Genomic DNA, 21,420 nt, shown 5'->3' with positions numbered 1-21,420 from the left:
ATATAGAAAATGTTCGGATCAGATCTTTATATCTCGTTAATTTTAGGAGTTCTACTCAGTTTAATCTTTGCAGAAAAAACAGGAATCGTACCAGCTGGACTTGTTGTCCCAGGTTATCTAGCGCTCGTATTTAACCAGCCAGTCTTCATTTTAGTCGTCTTATCTGTCAGCTTGCTTACGTATGTGATCGTTCGTTTTGGCTTATCAAAATTCATGATTTTATACGGACGCAGAAAGTTTGCTGCGATGCTGATTACAGGGATTGCCTTAAAACTGATATTTGATTTCTTCTATCCAGTCGTCCCATTTGAAATAGCAGAATTCCGCGGAATTGGAATCATCGTTCCTGGATTGATTGCGAATACGATTCAAAAGCAAGGTCTTACAATTACCCTTGGAAGCACGTTACTTCTAAGTGGTGCAACATTTGCCATCATGTATGTTTACTATCTATTTTAAGATAAGGTGTGTCCAATGATGAATAAAAAATTGAGCTTTCAGGAAAAGCTGCTGAAAATCACAAAGAACCAAAAGAAAAAGACGAATAAACACGTACTCATTGCTTTACCGATTGTCATTGCTTGTACATTTCTATTTACGTTTATCGGGAAAGCACAAGTGCCAACTGTACAAAAGAATCCAGAAAACATCCTGACCGCTTCGTTTGTCGGTGACATTATGTTTGGAAGAAACGTAGAGAAAGTAACAGACCGCTATGGTAAAGAGCATCTCTTTCGCTATGCCAAGCCATATTTTGATGTGTCAGATTATGTGACAGGAAACTTTGAGCATCCAGTCGCAACAGATAAAGAACAGGCAGCCCAAAAGAACATTCATTTAAAAACAGATGAAGATTCTGTCCAAGCATTGAAGGATTTGAATTTCTCTGTCTTAAACTTTGCGAATAACCATGCGGCAGACTATGGTGAAAAAGGGCTGAACAATACAATCGATGCCTTTGAACAAACTGACATGGATTATACAGGCGCAGGTCGTAACCTCCAAGATGCGAAGCAGAACATTTCATACAAAGAAGTAAATGGTGTCAAAATTGCTACGCTTGGTTTTACAGATGTGTATGGGAAAGATTTCAAAGCAACGAATCGCCAGGCGGGTATTCTGCCAGCCGATCCATCTATCTTTATTCCGATGATTTCGCAGGCTGCTGAAAAGGCAGATATTGTCGTTGTTCATGCTCACTGGGGACAGGAGTACAACAATGAAGTAAACGACAGGCAAAGAGAATTGGCAAGAGCGATGTCTAAGGCCGGAGCTGATATCATTATCGGTGCTCACCCGCACGTCCTTGAACCAATGGAAGTCTATAACGGAACGGCGATTTTCTATAGCCTAGGCAACTTTATTTTTGACCAAGGCTGGTCAAGAACACGTGATTCTGCACTTGTTCAGTATCATCTGAATGAAGATGGAAAAGCGACATTTGAAGTTGTCCCAATGTACATCAAAGAAGCAACACCTGCTCCAGTAAAAGCAGGATCTCTTGAATCAAAAGCCATTATCCGTATGCTGACCAATGGAACGAATGCGGATTGGAAAGAAAAAGACGGACACATTTTCTTTGAAGTAGATCACGCTGATAAAGTTAAAAACTTAAAAGAAAACGGAGGGAAAGAGAAGAAATGAAATTCCTAAAAGCAAGCTGGCCGTTTGTTGCGTTAATCTTAGTCTTTGTCTTTATGTCTGCTTTTAAATTTAGTGACAGTCTGACAGATCACGAAAAACAAAAGATTTCGGTTGAAATGCAGAAAATTGAACAGCAAAAGCAGTCAAAAGCGGAAGCAGGTAAATAACCTAAATAGGAGAAAGGGCACGCACATCGCGTGTTCTTTTTTTGTCGAAAAAGGGTGTAAAATGAATGGTGTCATGCCGAAACTATAGAAGATAGGAGGGAAAGGATCATGAAATGGAAAGGAATGTTGATCGGAGGGTGTGCGCTTGTAGGGCTGATGTTCATGTCTCAACCAGCGGTATCTGCTCAAACACCATCTCTTTTGGAGCAAGCGGAAAAGCTGATTGGAACACCTTATCATAAAGGAGGAACCGATCCAAAAACGGGCTTTGATGCATCTGGGTTTATTCAATATGTGTACAAGACATCCGAAACATTTGATTTGCCGCGGAAGGTAATTGACCAATATCAGATTGGAAAAAAGGTATCATGGGATAAAGCGCAGCCCGGTGACCTTGTGTATTTCCGAAGTCTTGAAGAAACGAAGGATATCCCAACACATGTGGCGTTGTACGCGGGGAACGATCAGGTCATCCATATCACGCTTAGTCAAGGTGTGGTGAAAACGGATGTCAGCAAAAGCAAATATTGGACTGATCGATTTTATGCGGTCAAACGCTTGCCCGGCACACAAGACATTTCTGATGCCCCTCTTGTGAAAGATGCGATGACCTATTTAGGTATTCCTTATGTATTTGGAGGAACCGATCCAAAGACTGGATTCGACTGCTCAGGATTTTTACAGTATTTATTTGAAAAATCACTTGGAATTTATTTACCTCGAAGTGCTGAACAGCAGTGGGCTGTTGGAGAAAAAGTGGCATTAGACGATATTCGCCCTGGGGATTTTGTCTTTTTTAGCAACACATATAAACCCGGAATTTCTCATGTAGGTATGTATATTGGAGGCGAACGCTTTATTCATGCGAGCCGTTCTGAAAGTGTGACAATTTCTTATTTGTCTGAATCGTATTGGCGCGAAAAATGGACAGGTGCGAAACGATTAACAGATCTGGAGCTTTCGAAAGAGGACCCTATCGTATCAAAAGCCGCTACGTATATTGGCGAAGTCCCTTATGTCAAAGGCGGTACGAACCCAAAACAAGGATTTGATACAGCAGGGTTCACACAGTACGTGTATCAAGAAGTGCTTGGCATTGAGCTGCCTCGCTATGCATCAGGTCAAGTCAAAGCAGGTACGCCTGTGAAACGTTCTGAGCTTCAGCCGGGAGATCTTGTCTTCTTCAGCGGGACATCATTGATGCCGGCAATTTATGCAGGATCAAATCAAGTCATTCATGTGACTGTCTCAAACGGTGTTGTCTTAACCAATATGAAAACAAGTACGTACTGGAAGGAAAAATATGAAACGGCTGTTAGAATCAAAAAATAAAGAAAAAGCCCGATCAATACTTGGATCGGACTTCTCGACTTCTCTCTAGGCGCTGATCAGCAAGCGTCTTTTTTTCATGAAATTGATTTTGTAAAAGAAGATCAATAAAATAAGCGACACCATCTTCATGATTTCCTTTTGTGATGTAAGTGCTTTTTTCTTTAATGACATCAACCGCATTCCCCATTGCAATGCGGTGGCCTGCTTCTTCGAACATAGAAAGGTCGTTTGGGCTGTCACCAATTGCATAAATATGTGAGCGGTCTACACCATAATGGGCTGCGAGTTTTTTCAGGGCATGTCCTTTTCCAGACTCTTTTGGCAGCACCTCAATAATATGTTTTCCAGACGAGGTCAATGAAAGCTCGGGCATCTCTGCCAGAAGATTTCGTGCTTCGTTCAGTTTGTTCATATCAAACGAGAAGCAGAGTAATTTATAGGTCGGTTCATTCGACTCAAAAATCTGACGGATATCATCTACTGGTTTGATGCCAAATTGTTTAAATTGCGTCATGGCTCCTTCCCATAGATCAGCGAGATCCTCATTTGGGTTTGCGCTTTCGATCAGATCAAATTCTGCTTTCAGCTTCTCTTTTCCATCGTAAGGGGAGAGGAGAGCATCGTCTGTATAGACTTCAAAGTAAATGTTTCGTTCCACTAATGCCTTTGCAGCCCGCTTGCCCGCTTCTTGGTCCAATGTGATTCGGCTGAAGAGCTCGTATCCCTCTGTATGGACAGTTCCGCCGTTTGCCGCAATAATGGGGATGTCCAAATCGCCAAGCAGCTCCTTTACATCAAAAGTTGCCCGCCCTGTACAAATGGTCACAATATATCCCGCTTCCTTCGCACGAATCAATGCCTCTCGGTTTTGAGCGGATATTTCACTTTTTGTATTTAAAAGTGTACCGTCCAGATCAATCGCAATCATTTTTTTCATCGCTGTCAAATCCTCCTTCATTCATGCAATAGCCTCTTCAAAGTATGTACGATTTCCTTTATTCTCATAAAAAAAGGATGGTTGTTTCCTCACTATCAAGGCTAAACAAAAATGAGCGAATGATCAAGGAAATAAGAAAAAGCGCCCCAAAGGGACGCTTCTATTTATGATAATTCAAGCTGCTTTTTCAATTCAGTCTTCACTTCGTTCAGCTGGTTTTGATCCAGTTGGTAATAATAAACCCCGTTTGGCTGGTAATCAGATCCTTTAAGCTGGATGGTATCAACCGATTTCAATGAAGTCAGAAGCGGGAAAAGACCGACTAACTCCTTCATAGAAAGGGTGGTTGACACATTATCACCGAGTGTATCAATGATATTATCGTATGACGGAATAGATGTTAAAGATTTTGATTTATCAAAAATGGCTTTTAACACTTCCATTTGACGCTGTCCACGCATTAAGTCACTATCTGCTTTTCTTGTTCTCACATATGCGAGTGCTTGATCCCCATCTAGTGTATGAGTTCCAGTTTGAAGCACAACCTTGCCTTTTGTATCTTTTTTAATCTGTTTCACAAGGTAATCATCCTTGATGTTAATAGATACACCGTTTAATTCATTGACGATTTCTTTAAATGCTACAAAATTACTTTGGATGACAAAATCGACCGGAATATCTAGTAAATCTTCAACTGTACTTACTGTTAAATCTGCACCGCCAAAAGCGTGTGCGTGAGTAATTTTATCAAAACCGTGGCCTGGAATATTAACGTATGAGTCCCTGGGAATGCTTAATAATTTAACGGTTTTATTTGTGCGGTTAATGGTTGCCAACACCATTGCATCGCTTCGTGCTTGTTTCACTGTTTCGCCCGGTCTGCTGTCAATTCCAAGCAGCAAGACAGAAAAGCTGTCTTTTCCTGGATCGAATGCTTCAATCCGTTTCACAGATTGTGCGCCGCGATCAAGAGATACTTGAGCTTTTTTGGCAGCATTTGTTATTTTATAGTAGGCATAGCCTGTGACTGAAGCAGTTGTCAGTAAAAGAATACTAATGATAAAAAGAGTGACTTTCACCCATGGTTTTAAACGCTTTTTTCCTTTGCGTTTACTTCGTGATTGATCCATATATTTTAAACCCTCGCTATGATTTTATAGTAAAGATGTCCTTCTTTATGCTTACAAACTAAAACAAATATACCTTAAAACGGGATATAGTGCGACATTTTTTTCACTAACGCTTAATTGACGTATCCTTCTCGTAAAAAGTTTCAAAGATATACAAATGAAATATATTTGTCATAAAACATCGAAATGTTTGAAATGACAGGAAGTGAGGAAAATGATTTTTCATAGAGTACAGAGACAAAAGTGGGGTTATGAACATGAAAAATCGGAATGGATGGCTTTATTTCTTCGGCGCTCTTGGCGGTGCTTTATATGGCTATGATACAGGTGTCATCTCCGGCGCCATCTTATTTATGAAAGAGGATTTAGGTTTAAATGCATTTACAGAGGGGCTTGTCGTCAGCTCGATTTTAATCGGGGCGATGCTCGGTTCCTCTCTTTCTGGAAAATTGACAGACCAATTTGGGCGGAAAAAAGCCATTATCGCCGCAGCGATTTTATTTATTATCGGCGGATTTGGTACAGCTCTTGCCCCGAATACGGAAGTGATGGTCTTATTCCGAATTGTACTAGGGCTCGCTGTCGGGTGCTCGACAACGATTGTTCCACTATATTTATCTGAACTTGCGCCAAAAGAATCACGAGGGGCACTATCCTCTTTAAACCAGCTCATGATCACATTTGGTATTCTTCTAGCCTATATTGTGAACTACGCTTTAGCGGATGCAGAGGCATGGCGCTTGATGCTTGGAATTGCGGTTGTTCCTTCTGTTCTTTTATTATCTGGGATTTTGTTTATGCCGGAAAGTCCCCGCTGGCTGTTTGTCCACGGACAGGCTGATCGTGCGAAGGAGATATTATTTAAACTTAGAAATAGTAAGCAAGAAGTGGAAGAAGAAATTTCAGATATTCAAAAGGCGGAAAGTGAAGAAAAAGGCGGTTTTAAGGAATTATTTGAGCCATGGGTACGCCCAGCATTGATTGCCGGTGTCGGCTTAGCCTTTCTGCAGCAGTTTATCGGTACAAATACGATCATCTACTATGCACCAAAAACATTCACAAGTGTTGGCTTTGGGAATTCTGCGGCGATTTTAGGAACTGTCGGAATTGGTGCAGTGAATGTCATCATGACGTTTGTTGCCATCAAAATCATTGACCGTGTAGGGCGTAAAGCGCTGCTCCTATTTGGGAATGCAGGAATGGTTCTTAGTTTAATTGTCCTGTCAGTGGTCAACCGATTTTTCGAAGGGTCAACAGCTGCAGGATGGACAACGGTTATTTGTTTAGGTCTCTTTATCGTCATCTTTGCTGTCAGCTGGGGGCCAGTCGTTTGGGTAATGCTTCCTGAGCTGTTCCCGGTACATGTCCGAGGAATCGGTACAGGCGTTTCAACTTTCCTTCTTCATACAGGAAATTTAATCATCTCGCTTACATTCCCAGCTTTATTAAGCGCGATTGGTATCAGTAATCTCTTCCTCATCTATGCGGTCATCGGCGTAGGCGCCTTCTTATTTGTGAGGTACTTAGTAACCGAAACGAAGGGGAAAAGTCTTGAAGAAATTGAAGAAGATTTAAAAAAGAGAAATCGTGCCGTCGCAGGTGACGAAGGGAAAACAGTGTGAACAATGACCAGTTGCCGTATGCAGCTGGTTTTTCTATGTTAAACAAACGTTTAATCAAGAAAGGACATTCCCTCATCTTCTGAACGTGCTCCATATGACATACATATGGAACAGGCGGGCGAAAGGTGGAAATGAGATGAAAGGGAAAACAAGCATTGTCATGCTGACGTACAACGAACTGCATTTAACGAAAACATGTATCCAAAGCATTAAACAGCATACGAGCAGCGACCAATATGAACTCATCATCGTTGATAATGCGTCAACTGACGGCACGAAGGAATATGTAAGAGAGCTGGATGATGTGATTTTCATTGATAATGAAAAGAATGAAGGCTTTGCAAAGGGATGTAATCAAGGGGCAAAAAAAGCTTCAGGAGACAGCATTCTCTTTTTAAATAATGACACGATCGTGACGGAAAATTGGCTTCCTCCATTAAAAGAGGCGCTATTCGCATCAGAACAGATTGGGATGGTGGGGCCAGTCTCCAATTATGTGAGCGGCCCTCAGATGGTCCAGCCGTCGTATACAGATGTGAAGGAGCTCCCAGCGTTTGCTAAGGAATATACGTCTAAGAGAAAAGGTCAGAGAACTTATGTGCACCGGCTTGTAGGGTTTTGCTTGCTCGTGAAAAGAAAGTTGATCGAGGATGTGGGGTTATTTGATGAGCAATTCGTATATGGATCATTTGAGGATGACGATCTTTGCTTACGTTCATTACTGCAAGGGTATCAGCTGCAAATTGTGCATGATTCCTTTGTGCATCATCATGGTCATGCTACCTTCAATGCCAATCAAGAAACGAACATCTCTACACTGTTTACTGAGAACAGACTTCGGTTTTTAGATAAGTGGGGCATAGATCTAAATTTGATCACCCCTCATCCGTATTTTGCGGAATTACTCCCTGAGGACGCTGCATGTGTGCTGGATGTTGGGTGCGGCGCAGGGGCAACCGGGCTTGAATTGATGAACCGGCAGTCTGTAACCATGTACGGGGTAGAGGCGGATGCATTAAAAGCAGCGGTCGCAAAGGCGTATTACGAAGAAGTGATTGAGGCAAATGCGGATGAATACCCATGGTCAGAGAAAGAGGCCTTTTTTGATGCGGTCATTTTTTCAGATGTTTTAGAGCATGTGTCAGACCCTTGGCACATCATTGAGCAAGCACACGCATCTTTAAAGCCAGGCGGTGTCATCATTTGCTGCCTGCCTAACATGATGCATGCAGAGGTGCTTCTTCCTTTGATGACAGGGGACTTTACGTATCAAGATGTAGGAATTTTAGATCGAACCCATATGCGGTTCTTCACACCAAACACCATGCGTGCGCTTTTCCCAGACCAATTGTTTGAACGTGTGATCGAGCAGCGGGTCAATGTACAGATTGATCAAAACGTTCAATTGTTTTTTGATGAGGTGGCAAGAATAGGAGCATCACTTGGCTTTCAAACAAAATCGTTGTCTGACCAGGTGACTTTGTATCAGCTTCTCATTGTCGTACGTAAAAAAGGCGGCTCCCCATCGGGATAACCGCTTCAGCGTGTAGCCAAACCCTCGCATTCGGTGTCAGGTCTGCGCTCCGGTGCTCGTCCTTCCTAGGGCTGCAAAGGTTTTCTATCACGCTGAAAAGAAGACAAAGGGCTAAAATCAAGATCATTTTTAGCCCTTTGTCAACAGTATGAGGGCGGCTCCCTATTGGGATACCGCCTTTTGGCATTACCATTTAAAGCTTTTTGTTGCGCCTTCTGCACCAAAATTCAAGATGCTGACTTTGACATCGTATTCGATGGTTGCTTCTTGGAATAGCCTATCCCACTCGGTACCATGCTGATCCCAATAGTCGGGATATTTCATACGGAACTGCTGGTTTAAAAATATGGGATCAACGCCGACTTCTTTTTGCACATGATTTACTGCTTTTTGAATGCGTTCTTTAATTTTATGAGCAAAGAGCCGCTCAAATCGTTTGATGTACTGCTCATCGTATGAGTTTTCTGGAGGATATTGATCCTCTGATAATTTTCCATTTGTTTTTACGTTAATTTTAAAGGAAACCTTTCCGTCTTTCAGATAGGGCTCGACCTTCGTTTTTGCTTTTTTTATTTCATACGTGATCGGATAACCTTTGTAGGTGGTAGGTACAACGCCGCCAGTGATACGGCCCATCACCCAGTTTAAAGATTGGACATCTTTTGCTGGAATAAAATCAATCAGTTTTCGCGTTTTCCCATTTATGATTCCTGCCCCATCATAAATAATTTCACTGTCGATCACATCTACACTTTGCACAAGGAAGCTAACACCCATCTGAAAGTAATCAGACGCCCGGCCAATACGTGTTGCCGGTGCGATCTTTCCGTTAAAACTTCGGTTTTTGGATGTTTCAAAGATATGCTCAACCGGTACCTTCTGTTGAGACTTTAACTTTTGATTGATGACTTTTGACGCATCTCCTCGTGACACGAGGAGATAGCTGCTGCGCCGAACCTCATCATCTCGAATAAAATGATTAAGTGTTCCTTGAATATCGTGATGCTCTGCTTGATTTCTGCCAAACAAGAAGATTTTCATGTGATCACTATAGATCGGCGGTTCCTTCAAGGCGACATTACTGACAGCCTCAAGCACATTTTTTCCTTTGGAGACAACATTCACATAGCCGGGAGAATCGGCTTCTTGTGTTCCGCTTGATTTCGGTACAAGGTTTTGGTAGGTCAGCTTAACTCCATTGTCATCTTCCTCATCAATACCAACCCCACGTACAAACGATAGTTTTTCAATATCCTTTAAGTCCCAGCAGCCTGCTGATAGAAGGAAAAGACAGCAGGAAAAAAAGAATAACAGTATACGCCTGCCTCTCATGTAGAACGACCTCCCCATTTTTTGCGTATCATCAGCAGGATAGCAGTAATAAAAGGAATGGCTAAAACCGCAAACAATGCGTAGCCGAGTAAAGTAGAGTAGTAAAAGACTTCGTTGATATTTCTAGGGAAAAGTGAGAGTGCTGATGTAATCAAAAATAGCAGCCATAGCAGTCTCGTTAAATTGGTTGTTTTAAAAACAGTGAAGCAGCCTTTAATCGCAAACTGGAAAAAGCCCAGCATACAAATGAACTGCTGGCACGTCCAGATCGTCAGTAAGAAAATATCAAATCGTTCGATAAACACCCCTTCAAGTTCAAGCGCTTGTATAAGAGAAACCGTCGGCCAAGTGAGAGATTTCGTTTCACCAACGGTCATGGAGCCAATCACTATAAAGAGTGTGAGGGAATATACAAGAGAAGTAATCCCAACCCCAATCGCAGCCGCCCATTTTGCCTTAGACCATTTGTCTTTATAAATGAGCGGGACAACAAACAAAATGACTTCAAAGCCTGTAAATTGAATAAATGTTTGAGAGAACAGGTTACTAAAATCTTTAAAACCATGCGCCATCACAGGGCGCAAATAATCAAAATCAAATATTTTTAAACTAAACAGCATGAGCGCTATGTAAATGACCATGGTGATCGGATAAATATAGGTCACCATTTTGACGACTGGAAAGATACCGCTTTTCAAATGATAGATCGCCACGAGTAAAAAAATCATCACAATCACGGTCATGGGAGTCGATTGCAGCAGGAAAAACTGAACCACTTCCCCAAGGACACGTGCCTCAAAGCCGACAATGCCTAGTAAATAGGCGATCAACATTAAATTGAAGATTGTGCCAAAGAATGCGCCCGCTCCTTTTGTATTTGACTCGAAAATGGTGTCTGGTGCATTCTTTTCGGCAATCCAGCCCAACAAAAAAGCAACGAAAGCAAAGATGACGCCCTGTATTAATACAATGATCCAGCCATCAGGGTATCCTGAATTGGCAGAACTGCGTGGAATGGTTAAAATTCCAGCGCCTATCATTGTAGAGCTGCAGAGGATGGTTACTTGTAACAATGATAGCCTTTCAGGTCTGTACATCGTTTAATCTCCTTGTCTTTTGAGATTTTTTATTTTTGCTGTTTTTGGTCTGGATTTAAATACCCCGATTGGTAAACGAACGTACGTATCCTTTAAATCTGAAAACGGTGAAGACAACACAGGTGTGAAATAGTCGAAACCAAAGGTCTTTAACTGCATCAAGTGACAAAGCACAAATAAATAACACATGATTAAACCATATAATCCAAACAGTGCTGAACTAAAAATGGCCATAAACCGCAAAATACGCAGTGGGAAACTAAAGTCATATGACGGTGCCGTGAAGTCAGCCAGTGCGGTCAGCGACACAATAATCACCATTAGGGCACTGACGATATTGGCTTGGACAGCTGCCTGACCAATAATAACCCCGCCAATGAGCCCAATTGTCTGTCCGATGGCTCTTGGAAGCCGTAGTCCAGCTTCCCGCAGCAGCTCTATCGTAAAAGACATGAGAATGGCTTCGACAACAGGAGGGAAGGGAACATTCTGCCGGCTGCCTGCGATGGTGAGTGCCATTCTTGTCGGTAATAAACCGGGATGATAAGAGACAAGTGCAATGTAAAGCCCGGGTAAAAAAATCGTGAGCAGCACGGCAATATAACGCAGTAAACGCAAAAGAGTCGCGCTTGTCCACCTCTGATAATAATCCTCTGGTGATTGCATCAAAGCTGTAAGTGTCATAGGTAAAATGAGGGCAAAAGGAGTCCCATCGAGCAAAATTGAGACTTTGCCTTCTAGCACAGATGCAATCACCCGGTCAGGACGTTCTGTGTTTTGAATCTGTGGGAAAATGGAGATGTGACTGTCCTCAATCAACTGTTCAATATAGCCAGTTTCAGGGATGTCATCCATTTTGATTTCGGCCATGCGTGATAGAACATCTTCTACTAGTTTAGGATCAGCGATATCACGAACATACACAAGGGCAGCGGATTTTTTATTGCGAGTACCGATACTCACCTTTTGAATCACAAGATTTGGGTCGTTTGCCCGTTCACGGAGTAAAGCCGTGTTTTTTTCAAGATTCTCAATAAATCCGATCCGCGGTCCTCTTACAAGAACTTCAGATTGCGGCTCTTCTACTTCCCTAAATTGAAAAAGATTTGTATGGAGTGCAAGTGCTTGATCCGCTCCATCTACAAATAAAATAGCCCTGCCGCTATATAACTGCTCGATGGCAAGGTTCATATCATCCAGCACATCACTTTGAATGCCAAAGAACGTTTTTGAAAGGGAGGAAAGTGTAGTAGAACCAACCTCAGTGATGTCCAGCTCCTTTTGCATTGGTGAAATGATTTGCTTAGAAAGCATCTCAAATTCTGTGAGTCCTTCAACGTACACGAGACATGCAGACATAGTGGAAGGACCAAATGAAAAAGAGTGGAACACGATATCATCACTTCTTCCGGCAAAGCTTTTGACACGCTTAATGACGGACGCTATATCTTGTTCAATACGACTTTTCATAATACCTCACCCTCATCACATGTTTTTTATAGAGTGACTCGGAAGGTGGAGAATTATACAAATAGAAAAAAGAGAATCCCGGATAGGAATTCTCTCGTCTTTTTATCTTGCAAGCCAGCCGCCATCAACGGCTAAAATATGACCGTTCATATAATCAGAAGCTGGTGAGCTAAGGAAAACAGCAGCACCTGCTAGATCCTCAGGTTTTCCCCAGCGCCCGGCGGGAATTCGTTTGAGAATCTCTTCATTTCGATTTTCATCGTCCCGAATGGCTTGTGTGTTATTGGTCGCAATATACCCAGGCGCAATCGCATTCACTTGAATATGCTGGCTCGCCCATTCATTGGCAAAAGCTTTCGTCAGCCCTGCGACAGCATGCTTGCTTGCTGTATAGGCGGGGACAAAGACGCCGCCTTGAAACGATAGAAGGGAGGCGATATTGACAATTTTCCCTTGCCCGTTTTTCAGCATTTGCTGTCCAACCTTTTGCGTGAGGAAAAAAAGACTGTTGATATTCACATCCATGACCGTATGCCAATCTTCCTCTGAATAGTGAGCCGCTTGCTCTCTTTTGATCGTTCCAGCATTATTGATTAATATATCAATCGTGTGCTTTTTTAATATGGCGTCGACATCCTGTTTTGCAGTTTGAGGATCGGAAAAGTCAACCTGAACCGCATGAAATGATCGGCCTGCCTGTTCGACAAGTGCCTTTGTTTCTTCAAGCGGTGTGTGGTGATAAGTGCCGATGATATCTGCACCTGATTGGGCAAGCGCCACGGCAATGCCTTGCCCAATGCCGGTTCCAGGACCTGTCACAAGTGCTGTTTTTCCTTCAAGGGAAAAGAGGGACGCTGCATATGATGTTGTCATCATCCTTGTTACCTCAACTGATCCATTGGGACAAAGTCCATATCTTTGAACGTATAGTTTTCGCCCGCCATTGCCCAAATAAATGAATAATTCGCTGTGCCTGAGCCTGAATGGATGGACCAGGCAGGTGAAATGACTGCTTCCTCATTTGCCACAACAAGATGCCTTGTTTCAGAGGGCTCCCCCATAAAATGAAAGACTCGTGCATTCTCTTCGATATCAAGATATAAGTACACTTCCATCCGGCGATCGTGAATATGTGCAGGCATCGTGTTCCACGTGTTATTGGTTTCCAGCTGAGTGATGCCCATCATGAGCTGACAGCTTTGAATGCCATCTGCATGGATGACTTGATACAGGTTTCGTACATTGGAAGCAGCTGCTTCCCCTAAGTGGTTTGGTGTTAATTCAGCGATGGCTGCTTTTTGCGTAGGGTACGCTCTATGAGCCGTGGCTGAAACTAGATAGAACTTGGCCTCGTCGCCTGATGAACTAGCAAACTGTACATCTTTGTGACCAAGACCAATATATAAGAAATCTTTATGCTCCAGCACAAAGGCCTCACCATCAACAGTGACCGTTCCTTGTCCGCCGACATTCACAATCCCGATTTCACGTCTTTCAAGAAAATACTCCGTCCGTAAAAAGTCCCCAGCATCTAGTGTGATCGGCTCTGCTGCTGGCATGGCTCCGCCAATCACCACGCGATCCTCATGAGAGTAATAGAGCTTTAATTCACCACTGACAAATAGCGTAGGAATATGAAAATGACGACGAAGTTCCTCTGTTGTAAAACGTTTGACCTGTTCAGGATGTACAGCATAACGATTTTCCATTTGGATAAGCCTCCCTTTCCATCTGAAACAAATATTGATATTTATTTGGTATCGGTTTCAAGGAAAATTCTAGAGGAAAAAGAGAGCGCCGTCAACCGTTTATTTGAAATCGCTTTCTTTTTCTCTAATTAAACGAATTTTTACCATCATCAAGCAAAAAAATCTTCTGAAATGCAAATAATTATGATATGCTCTTTTTAAGTTTATTTGAAATCGGTACCGAACCAAATGAGAAGATCAATTGTGGGAGTTTTTTGAATGAAAGAGAAAAAGCAAACGAAAGTGACCATTAATGAAGTAGCAGCTTATGCAGGGGTCTCAAAATCAACTGTATCCAGATATATCAATGGCAGAACAAATGAAATTTCTTCAGAAAAGGTAAAAAAAATCAAGAAAGCCATTGAGGAACTCCATTATCGCCCGAGTCAGCTTGCTCAAGGACTAAAAGTCAGAAAAAGCAAGGTCATTGGGTTTATTGTAGCCGACATTACGAATCCATTCTCTGTGGCAACACTTCGCGGAGTTGAAGAGATTTGTGATGAATATGGATACAGCATCATGGTGTGCAACACAGATAATCGTCCAGAAAAAGAACGGGAAATGCTCCTTAAGCTGAATGCACATTATATTGAAGGGCTCATCATCAATACAACAGGACAGAACAATGACATTCTGGAGGAGTTTAAGAAAAACGGTGTGCCGATTGTTCTTGTGGATCGGAAGCTGCCTGAACTAAAAGTCGACACAGTGACCACGAACAACCGTGATATCACAATCCGGCTGCTTCAACAAATGTATGAGAAAGGCTATGATCACATCGCATTCTTTACTGAGCCTGTCGATGGAATCAGTCCTCGTGAAGAACGAAAGGAAGCATATGAACAGACAGCTTTGAGTAAACATAAGAAGCCAATCATTGCAGAAATTGATTTAAAGCAAAAGGAACAAATGCGCGAAGAGATTGTCCGTTTTCTACAATCAAACGAACAGAAAAAAGCGATTTTAGCTGGCAATGGATTACTCATGCTGAAGCTGATTAGTGAACTTGTAGAGCTTGGGATGAAGATTCCTGATGAGATCGGCATTGCAGGGTTTGATGATACAGAATGGTATAAGCTGATTGGACCTGGAATCACTACAGTTGCCCAGCCTTCTCATGAAATGGGGAAAGCAGCCATGCAAAAAATCAAGACACGGCTTGAAGGGGATGAAAGTGCGCCCCAAACGATTCAGCTTGATGGTGAAATCATTGTAAGGAAATCTTTATAAATGATAGGCAGAGAAGAGTATACAGACGTGCATGCTCTCTCTTTTTCAACTGATTTGAAACCGGTACCAAGAAAGGGGAGAAATGAGTGAAAGCATTGGATGCGGTCACATTTGGGGAATCAATGGCGATGTTTTATGCAAAGGAAGTTGGGGAGCTTCATCAAGTGCATACATTCCAAAAGGCGCTTGCTGGTGCAGAAAGTAACGTGGCTGTCGGTTTGGCGAGGCTGGGCTTTCATGTGGGCTGGATGAGCAAAGTCGGAGCAGATTCACTTGGCACATTTATTTTAGAAGAGCTTCAAAAAGAAGGGGTCGATACAAGTGCAGTGCTCCGTTCAAATGATGGGTCTCAAACGGGCATCTTACTTAAATCAAAAGTGATCGATGGAGACCCTGACGTCACGTATTATCGGAAAGGCTCTGCTGCGAGCACAATGAGTCCAAGCGACTTTCCCGCCACCTATTTCAAACAGGCAGGCCACTTTCATATGACTGGTATTCCGCCTGCCCTATCCAGTGAAATGAGAGCGTTTTCTCTTCGTGCCCTTCAAGAAATGAAAGCAGCGGGCAAAACCATTTCATTTGATCCAAATCTTCGGCTTCAGCTATGGGAAGAGGAGGAGGACATGATTCAGACGGTGAATCAAATCGCCTCGCAAGTGGATTGGTTTTTTCCAGGGCTTGCAGAAGGGCAAAGGCTCACGGGTTGTCACGAGCCAGAAGAAATTGCAGATGTTTATTTGAAAAAAGGTGTCAAGCTAGTGGTCATTAAGCTAGGGGCAGAAGGTGCCTTTTATAAAAGTGCAGCCGGACAAGGAATTGTTAATGGATTTTATGTGCAGGATGTCGTAGATACAGTCGGAGCTGGTGACGGATTTGCAGTGGGGGTCATCAGCGGGTTACTTGACGGCTTATCAAATGAAAAATCCGTGATAAGAGGCAATGCAGTCGGGGCACTTGCAGTGATGTCTCCTGGCGATAAGGATGGACTGCCTACCCGGGAGGAGCTTCAAGCTTTTATGAAAGAAGCCAAACGATATCAAAGGCGGGATTACATGAAAGGGGATGAGAGATATGGGGAAGTCAGCAAGTTTGAGCGTTAAAAAGCAGCTCGCGTCTTGTAAGTTGATCGCAGTGGTGAGAGCGGGTAGTGAAAGAGAAGGCATTGAAATGATTGAGCGTTTAAAGAAAAAAGGGGTCCGTGCCATTGAAGTGACGTATACCACGCCAAATGCTGAACGCATCATCGCATCCTTTCAGCATGAGCAAGACCTCATTGTAGGAGCGGGAACGATTACGACACTGGAGCAGGCACAATCAGCTGTTGAGGCAGGCTCACAGTTTATCGTCAGTCCAGGATATCTTCCTATGATTGGAGAACATCTCTCATTTTACGACACACTCTATGTACCAGGGGTTCTCACCCCAAGTGAAATCATGCAGGCGAAAGCAGATGGCTACGGCTTGCTCAAGCTTTTCCCAAGCGGCTCCTTCGGTTTATCCTATATGAAAAACCTGCAAGGTCCATTTCCAGAGATTGAATTTATTCCTACGGGTGGCATTCATCCAGCTGATGTTCCGAAGTGGCTTCAAGCAGGCGCGGTGGCTGTCGGTGTCGGAAGTCAGCTTGAAAAAAGTACAGCAGAGGAATTACAAGCCGTTCTTTCCTCATAAATACTTGTAAAACGAACAAACAATTGGCTTGTAGATGCCAGTTGTTTGTTCGGTTATCTGACATAACAGCAGATAACCATTCAACTCTTCACGTACAATGATCGGGAAGGAGTGATGGAAATGTATATTCTACAAGATGAACTTACGGATGGACGAATTGATCAGCTGATTACTGCACATATAGAAGAAATGAAGGAGCATTCGCCGCCAGAAAGCATTCACGCCCTTCCATTAACTGATTTAAAAAAACAAGATGTCACCGTGTGGAGTGTGCGAGATGGAGAGGAGCTTCTTGGCTGCGGAGCGTTAAAGGAGCTGTCAAGTGAACATGGGGAAATCAAATCGATGAGAACTGCAGCCCTCCATATGCGGAAAGGTGTAGCGAGGTATATGCTGAATCATCTTCTCCAAGAGGCAAAACGGCGCGGGTATACACGTGTCAGCTTAGAGACAGGGGCAATGGCTTTCTTTGAACCAGCAAGAAAACTATATGAGAGCGCTGGGTTTCAGTATGGCCCGCCTTTTGGTACATATCAAGAAGATCCAAACAGTTTATTTATGACAAAGGAATTATAGAGGTCGAGAGAGTATGCTTATAAGCAGCTCTTTTTTTATGCGGAAATAGTGAAAAGGAGGAGGATACGGTGAAATTATCTAAGTGGATCGGAATGAGCGCATTTCTCACATTTTGTGCGGTATCTGTCATTTTTTTAACGTTATTAGGTCAAGATTTATTTAAAATTGAAAGCGCTTCCGATGAAACGGCGTCAACGTATCAATACCATTTTGTCCTTGTACCGGAGGAACTTGATAACGAATATTGGCAGCTTGTACAAAAAGGAGCTGCTGATGCGGCAGACGTTCATCACGTGTATCTAGAATATTTGGGCCCAAAGCAAGCGGATGTAGACGATCATCTGAAAACCATCGATATGGCGATCGCTGGGCATGTTGATGGCATTATGACGCAGGGACTTGATGCGAAAAAATACAAACCGCTTTTTCAGAAGGCGAGGGAAAAAGGAATTGATGTCGTCACCGTCGATACGGATGCAGAAGGGAGCAAGCGTCAGGTGTATGTAGGAACGGACAATTACTATTCAGGCTTTATCGCAGGGCAGGCACTCATCGCAGATACAAAAGGTGAACAGTATGTAGGAATTGTCACAGGCAGGCTGGATGCCATTCATCAAAAGCTGCGCGTCAAAGGCTTTCGAGATGCCGTCTCCGCTGAAAAACGTATTCATATTGCTGGAATAGAAGAATCAGCCATTACGAAGTCAGGTGCCTCAGGTGCCGCTTATAAATTATTAAACGATCATGCGAAGCTCACCGCATTTTATGGCACAAGTGCATTAGATGGTGCAGGCATCATTCAAGCAATCGTACAGTATCAATCATCCACTGATTTTTATGTGCTTGCATTTGACACATTGCCTGATACGATTCAGGCGCTTGATGATGGAACGATTGATGCCGTGGTCGTGCAGCATCCTTATGAAATGGGCTATCAAGCGGTTGAATCGCTTGTTCGTTTGCAAAAAGGTGAAAAAGAAGAACCGCTTCAGTACACGGGAACGAGTGTGATCCGGCGCGGGGATCTGCCTCTTCAGCAAACAGACAGAAAGCAGGGGATGCAGCCATGAGAAAGATTCGAAGTAAGCTGTTATTGGCATTTTTAATCCTTGTGCTTCTTGGCAATGTAGCCGCTTTTTTTGTCTACTGGAGCAGTTCAAAAATCACATCAGAATATAGCAGGAGCTTCCGTTCTTTTCTGCTGCTCAATGATATATCGACAGAAGCGAAAACGATGTATGAAAAAGTCAATGCCTATGCCATTGAAAAGGATCGGAAGTTTGCCAAAGAATACCTTACGTCAAAACAAAAAATGAAATCCTACGATCAAGCGCTGCGAAAGGATGCCGGGCTTCATGCTGCGATTCCTTCTATTGAAAAATATCAATATATGATACGGACGCTCATCAATGAAAGTGATGCAACCATGACACATGTAAAAGAAGGAAAAATCGAAGAATATGCTGCAAGTGTGAAGGAAGTGAGAACCGTCTCCTCCTATATACAAGAGCAGACGATGACCCTGCTTGATGATGAATTATCTGAATATCAAGTACTCTATCAATCTCTTCAAAAAAGGCATCATACCTATGCGCTCTTTACCTTGTGCCTGTTTACGTTATCAATCGGGCTCGCATTATGGATGGCGTATATGATTGCTGGCGGGATATCAAGACCCATCGTTCATCTGTCCCGAAGCGTAAAAGAAGTATCAGAAGGAAATTTTGATGGAGCGAATTTGCATGTCACCTCAAAGGATGAAATTTCTGTTTTAAATGAAGCCTTTCAGCGAATGCGGCAAGAGATGAAAATGATGATTGAAGAGATCAAACAAAAGGCGGCATTGGATCAAAAAATCAAAGACATGAAGCTAAAAACGCTGCAAAACCAAATGAACCCGCATTTTTTATTTAACACATTAAACATCGTTTCGCGGATGGCTTACTTAGAATCAGCGGAAGCCACATCGAGGTTGATTCAATCCGTTTCCACGCTGATGCGGTATTCGCTGTCTGCTCTGAGTACATCCGTTACATTGGAACAAGAAGTGAAAGTGGTGAAAGAGTATTTTCATATACAAGAAACGAGATTTGCCGATCGTATTACGTGCAAAACGTCCATCGATGAATCGTGTTTATCTGTACATATCCCAAGTCTCACCTTACAGCCGCTTGTCGAAAATGCCTTCATTCATGGCGTCGAACCAAAGGAGGAAGCGGGACTTGTCGAGCTCTCAATCTATCAAGAAGGCGGCTATGTGATGATTCGGATTCGGGACAATGGGATGGGCATCAATGAATTGGAGAAAAGAAAATTGCTATCAGAAAAAGAAGAGGAAGATCCGAACATCCTGAGTAAAGGTCACTCAACAGGAATTGGTCTTCGAAATGTGATGTCAAGACTGCGTTTGTTTTACGGGGTACAAAATGCCCTTCAAATTGATTCAAAGCCAAACGAAGGCACCACCATACAATTGGCTATTCCGATGAAGGAGGGACCGGCATGCTGAACGTGCTGATTGTCGATGATGAAAAAATAGAACGACTAGCGATGCGGAAGTTCTTAACCGAATGGGTTCCAGAGTGTCATATAGCAGGAGAAGCGGAAAATGGAAAGAAGGCGGTTGAATTCGTGCGATCTGAGCCCATTCATCTTGTGCTCATGGATATCCAGATGCCTGGCATGGATGGACTGACGGCGATCAAACAGATCAAAGCATGCAGTCCTCATACAAAATTCATTATGCTGACAGCTTTCGATACATTCGATTACGCCAAGCAAGCGATGCAAGAAGGGGTGAAACAATACCTTGTTAAACCAGCTGATAAAGACGAAACCATCGGAGCCATTCGATTTGTAGCAGCAGAAATAAAGCAGGAGGCGTCTCAGCGGCAGGCGGCAGCGGCCGATCAGCAGTCAAAGTGGCTTGAAGCCCATATCATGAACGGTCAATCCTATACCTCCATGGAGTTTCAACAACTATTTTCCGAATATGAAGCAGGTCTTATCATCGCGGTGCAGCGGACGGGCGGGGATCAGCTGTTGAACGATTTACAGAAATCTGCACAATTTCATACGGTGCCGGTTCAGATGGGGGGTGAACTGTTTACATGCTTCATTTATAGTCAGCAAGGACCAGGTCAGCTTAAGGCAGAGTTGCTGCAAGCCATTCGAGCTGCCATGACAAATGGTCAGCCTTCACCTGTCGTTGGCATAGGGCACCCAGTCTCAAACCCGCTTCATCTTCAGAAAAGTGCAGCAGAGGCGAAGCTTTCCTATTATCAGCGAAAAAAGAGTGGCGGCGTTGTTCGTTATGGTTTTTACCAAACAGACATAAAGCCCGGTCCATTGATTCATCTGCCGGAGCTTGCAGACAGCATGATGCAGGCGCTCGAGGAAGGGAGAAGAGAGGATGCGCTGGCTTTATTTGATGCCTTTCAATTAGAGGGAGCGACGATTTCACAGGTAAAGGAACTGCTGATTCTCTTCAAATCACGTCTCCGTACAGATCTATCGATATTGACAATCAGCACCGCAGCTGAATGCCGTCAGTGCTGTGAACACCTATTTGACGTGTATGAAGCGAGAACCCAGACCATCAATGACATTGAGCGGGCAAAACGTTACATCAAAACGCATTATTGTGAACAGGTCACACTTGAGCAAACAGCCGCTTATGTTGATTTAAGTCCAACCTATTTCACAAAACGTTTTAAAGACGAGACGGGTCTGACATTTAAAGAGTATGTGACAACCTGCCGGCTGGATAAAATCAAAAAGCTCCTCAAGGACAGCTCGCTTAGCTTAAAAGAAATTACCTATCAAGCAGGATATACAGATCCTAATTACGTCAGCCGTGTGTTTAAGAAGATGGTCGGCTGTTCACCGAAGGAATATCGAAAACAGGCCGTAAAAAAATGAAGAATT

General features: G+C 43.1%; 20 protein-coding genes. 13 read left to right on the top strand and 7 right to left on the bottom strand.

Features of this window, described 5'->3' with window-relative positions:
* The first annotated feature begins 9 nt into the window (after nt 1–9).
* The 4 genes from pgsC to AC3WTB_RS07840 all read left to right on the top strand — a co-directional run bounded on the left by pgsC (nt 10) and on the right by AC3WTB_RS07840 (nt 3,143).
* Nucleotides 10–459 (top strand): poly-gamma-glutamate biosynthesis protein PgsC, encoded by a 450-nt coding sequence (pgsC, locus tag AC3WTB_RS07855; RefSeq protein WP_007497520.1) that lies wholly within the window; start codon nt 10–12, stop codon nt 457–459.
* A gap of 18 nt (nt 460–477) precedes the next feature.
* On the top strand, nt 478–1,644 hold the full coding sequence (locus AC3WTB_RS07850) for a CapA family protein (protein WP_106025543.1): 1,167 nt from the start codon (nt 478–480) through the stop codon (nt 1,642–1,644).
* Nucleotides 1,641–1,811: an extrachromosomal elements maintenance protein EdmS gene (gene edmS, locus AC3WTB_RS07845; RefSeq protein ID WP_087976066.1), complete on the top strand. Its 171-nt coding sequence runs from the start codon at nt 1,641–1,643 to the stop codon at nt 1,809–1,811. Before AC3WTB_RS07850 ends, edmS begins: the two co-directional genes overlap by 4 nt.
* Before the next feature lie 108 nt (nt 1,812–1,919).
* The gene (locus tag AC3WTB_RS07840) at nt 1,920–3,143 is read left to right on the top strand and encodes a C40 family peptidase (protein ID WP_492333564.1); all 1,224 of its coding nucleotides are present in this window, start codon (nt 1,920–1,922) and stop codon (nt 3,141–3,143) included.
* Between the two features lie 13 nt (nt 3,144–3,156).
* Here the strand turns inward: AC3WTB_RS07840 and AC3WTB_RS07835 are convergent, their stop codons facing one another.
* Entirely contained in the window at nt 3,157–4,080 is a 924-nt protein-coding gene (locus AC3WTB_RS07835) for a Cof-type HAD-IIB family hydrolase (protein ID WP_492333563.1), read from the bottom strand.
* 164 nt (nt 4,081–4,244) lie between these two features.
* Nucleotides 4,245–5,210, bottom strand: a complete 966-nt coding sequence (locus AC3WTB_RS07830) for an LCP family protein (RefSeq protein WP_041087945.1) — start codon at nt 5,208–5,210, stop codon at nt 4,245–4,247.
* A gap of 257 nt (nt 5,211–5,467) precedes the next feature.
* Here AC3WTB_RS07830 and AC3WTB_RS07825 point away from each other — a divergent pair, with 257 nt between their 5' ends.
* A complete protein-coding gene (locus AC3WTB_RS07825; protein ID WP_492333562.1) occupies nt 5,468–6,832 on the top strand; it encodes a sugar porter family MFS transporter in 1,365 nt (454 codons plus the stop codon).
* Between the two features lie 136 nt (nt 6,833–6,968).
* Nucleotides 6,969–8,366 carry a glycosyltransferase gene (locus tag AC3WTB_RS07820; protein ID WP_492333561.1) on the top strand — a complete coding sequence of 466 codons (1,398 nt, stop codon included), beginning with the start codon at nt 6,969–6,971 and terminating at the stop codon, nt 8,364–8,366.
* A gap of 186 nt (nt 8,367–8,552) precedes the next feature.
* Here the strand turns inward: AC3WTB_RS07820 and AC3WTB_RS07815 are convergent, their stop codons facing one another.
* From AC3WTB_RS07815 to kduI, 5 genes are all read right to left on the bottom strand, one after another.
* Nucleotides 8,553–9,698, bottom strand: coding sequence for a Ger(x)C family spore germination protein (locus tag AC3WTB_RS07815; protein WP_492333560.1), 1,146 nt, complete (start codon nt 9,696–9,698; stop codon nt 8,553–8,555).
* Nucleotides 9,695–10,795 carry a GerAB/ArcD/ProY family transporter gene (locus tag AC3WTB_RS07810; protein WP_492333559.1) on the bottom strand — a complete coding sequence of 367 codons (1,101 nt, stop codon included), beginning with the start codon at nt 10,793–10,795 and terminating at the stop codon, nt 9,695–9,697. The genes AC3WTB_RS07815 and AC3WTB_RS07810 overlap by 4 nt, the downstream gene beginning before the upstream one ends.
* A gap of 3 nt (nt 10,796–10,798) precedes the next feature.
* Complete coding sequence (locus AC3WTB_RS07805) at nt 10,799–12,265, bottom strand: spore germination protein (protein WP_492333558.1); 1,467 nt, start codon at nt 12,263–12,265, stop codon at nt 10,799–10,801.
* Nucleotides 12,266–12,367: 102 nt separating this feature from the next.
* Entirely contained in the window at nt 12,368–13,141 is a 774-nt protein-coding gene (kduD, locus tag AC3WTB_RS07800; protein WP_251181007.1) for a 2-dehydro-3-deoxy-D-gluconate 5-dehydrogenase KduD, read from the bottom strand.
* A 5-nt stretch (nt 13,142–13,146) separates the two neighbouring features.
* On the bottom strand, nt 13,147–13,974 hold the full coding sequence (kduI, locus tag AC3WTB_RS07795; RefSeq protein ID WP_492333557.1) for a 5-dehydro-4-deoxy-D-glucuronate isomerase: 828 nt from the start codon (nt 13,972–13,974) through the stop codon (nt 13,147–13,149).
* A 258-nt stretch (nt 13,975–14,232) separates the two neighbouring features.
* On the opposite strand from kduI, the gene AC3WTB_RS07790 reads away from it, so the two are divergent.
* From AC3WTB_RS07790 to AC3WTB_RS07760, 7 genes are all read left to right on the top strand, one after another.
* Entirely contained in the window at nt 14,233–15,243 is a 1,011-nt protein-coding gene (locus tag AC3WTB_RS07790) for a LacI family DNA-binding transcriptional regulator (protein WP_039181927.1), read from the top strand.
* An 86-nt stretch (nt 15,244–15,329) separates the two neighbouring features.
* Nucleotides 15,330–16,346 carry a sugar kinase gene (locus AC3WTB_RS07785; RefSeq protein ID WP_338593061.1) on the top strand — a complete coding sequence of 339 codons (1,017 nt, stop codon included), beginning with the start codon at nt 15,330–15,332 and terminating at the stop codon, nt 16,344–16,346.
* Nucleotides 16,318–16,917 carry a bifunctional 4-hydroxy-2-oxoglutarate aldolase/2-dehydro-3-deoxy-phosphogluconate aldolase gene (locus AC3WTB_RS07780; protein WP_338593058.1) on the top strand — a complete coding sequence of 200 codons (600 nt, stop codon included), beginning with the start codon at nt 16,318–16,320 and terminating at the stop codon, nt 16,915–16,917. Before AC3WTB_RS07785 ends, AC3WTB_RS07780 begins: the two co-directional genes overlap by 29 nt.
* A gap of 120 nt (nt 16,918–17,037) precedes the next feature.
* Complete coding sequence (locus AC3WTB_RS07775; protein WP_144489979.1) at nt 17,038–17,493, top strand: GNAT family N-acetyltransferase; 456 nt, start codon at nt 17,038–17,040, stop codon at nt 17,491–17,493.
* Nucleotides 17,494–17,561: 68 nt separating this feature from the next.
* Nucleotides 17,562–18,563, top strand: coding sequence for a sugar-binding protein (locus AC3WTB_RS07770; protein WP_338593052.1), 1,002 nt, complete (start codon nt 17,562–17,564; stop codon nt 18,561–18,563).
* Nucleotides 18,560–20,002, top strand: coding sequence for a sensor histidine kinase (locus AC3WTB_RS07765; RefSeq protein ID WP_338593049.1), 1,443 nt, complete (start codon nt 18,560–18,562; stop codon nt 20,000–20,002). Before AC3WTB_RS07770 ends, AC3WTB_RS07765 begins: the two co-directional genes overlap by 4 nt.
* Nucleotides 19,996–21,414 carry a response regulator transcription factor gene (locus tag AC3WTB_RS07760; protein WP_338593047.1) on the top strand — a complete coding sequence of 473 codons (1,419 nt, stop codon included), beginning with the start codon at nt 19,996–19,998 and terminating at the stop codon, nt 21,412–21,414. The genes AC3WTB_RS07765 and AC3WTB_RS07760 overlap by 7 nt, the downstream gene beginning before the upstream one ends.
* Nucleotides 21,415–21,420 lie beyond the last annotated feature (6 nt).

Source organism: Bacillus sp. EB106-04-04-XG123 (assembly GCF_058791855.1).
Note: the sequence above shows the minus strand (reverse complement) of the source record. Positions and strands in the feature narration are given on the sequence as shown.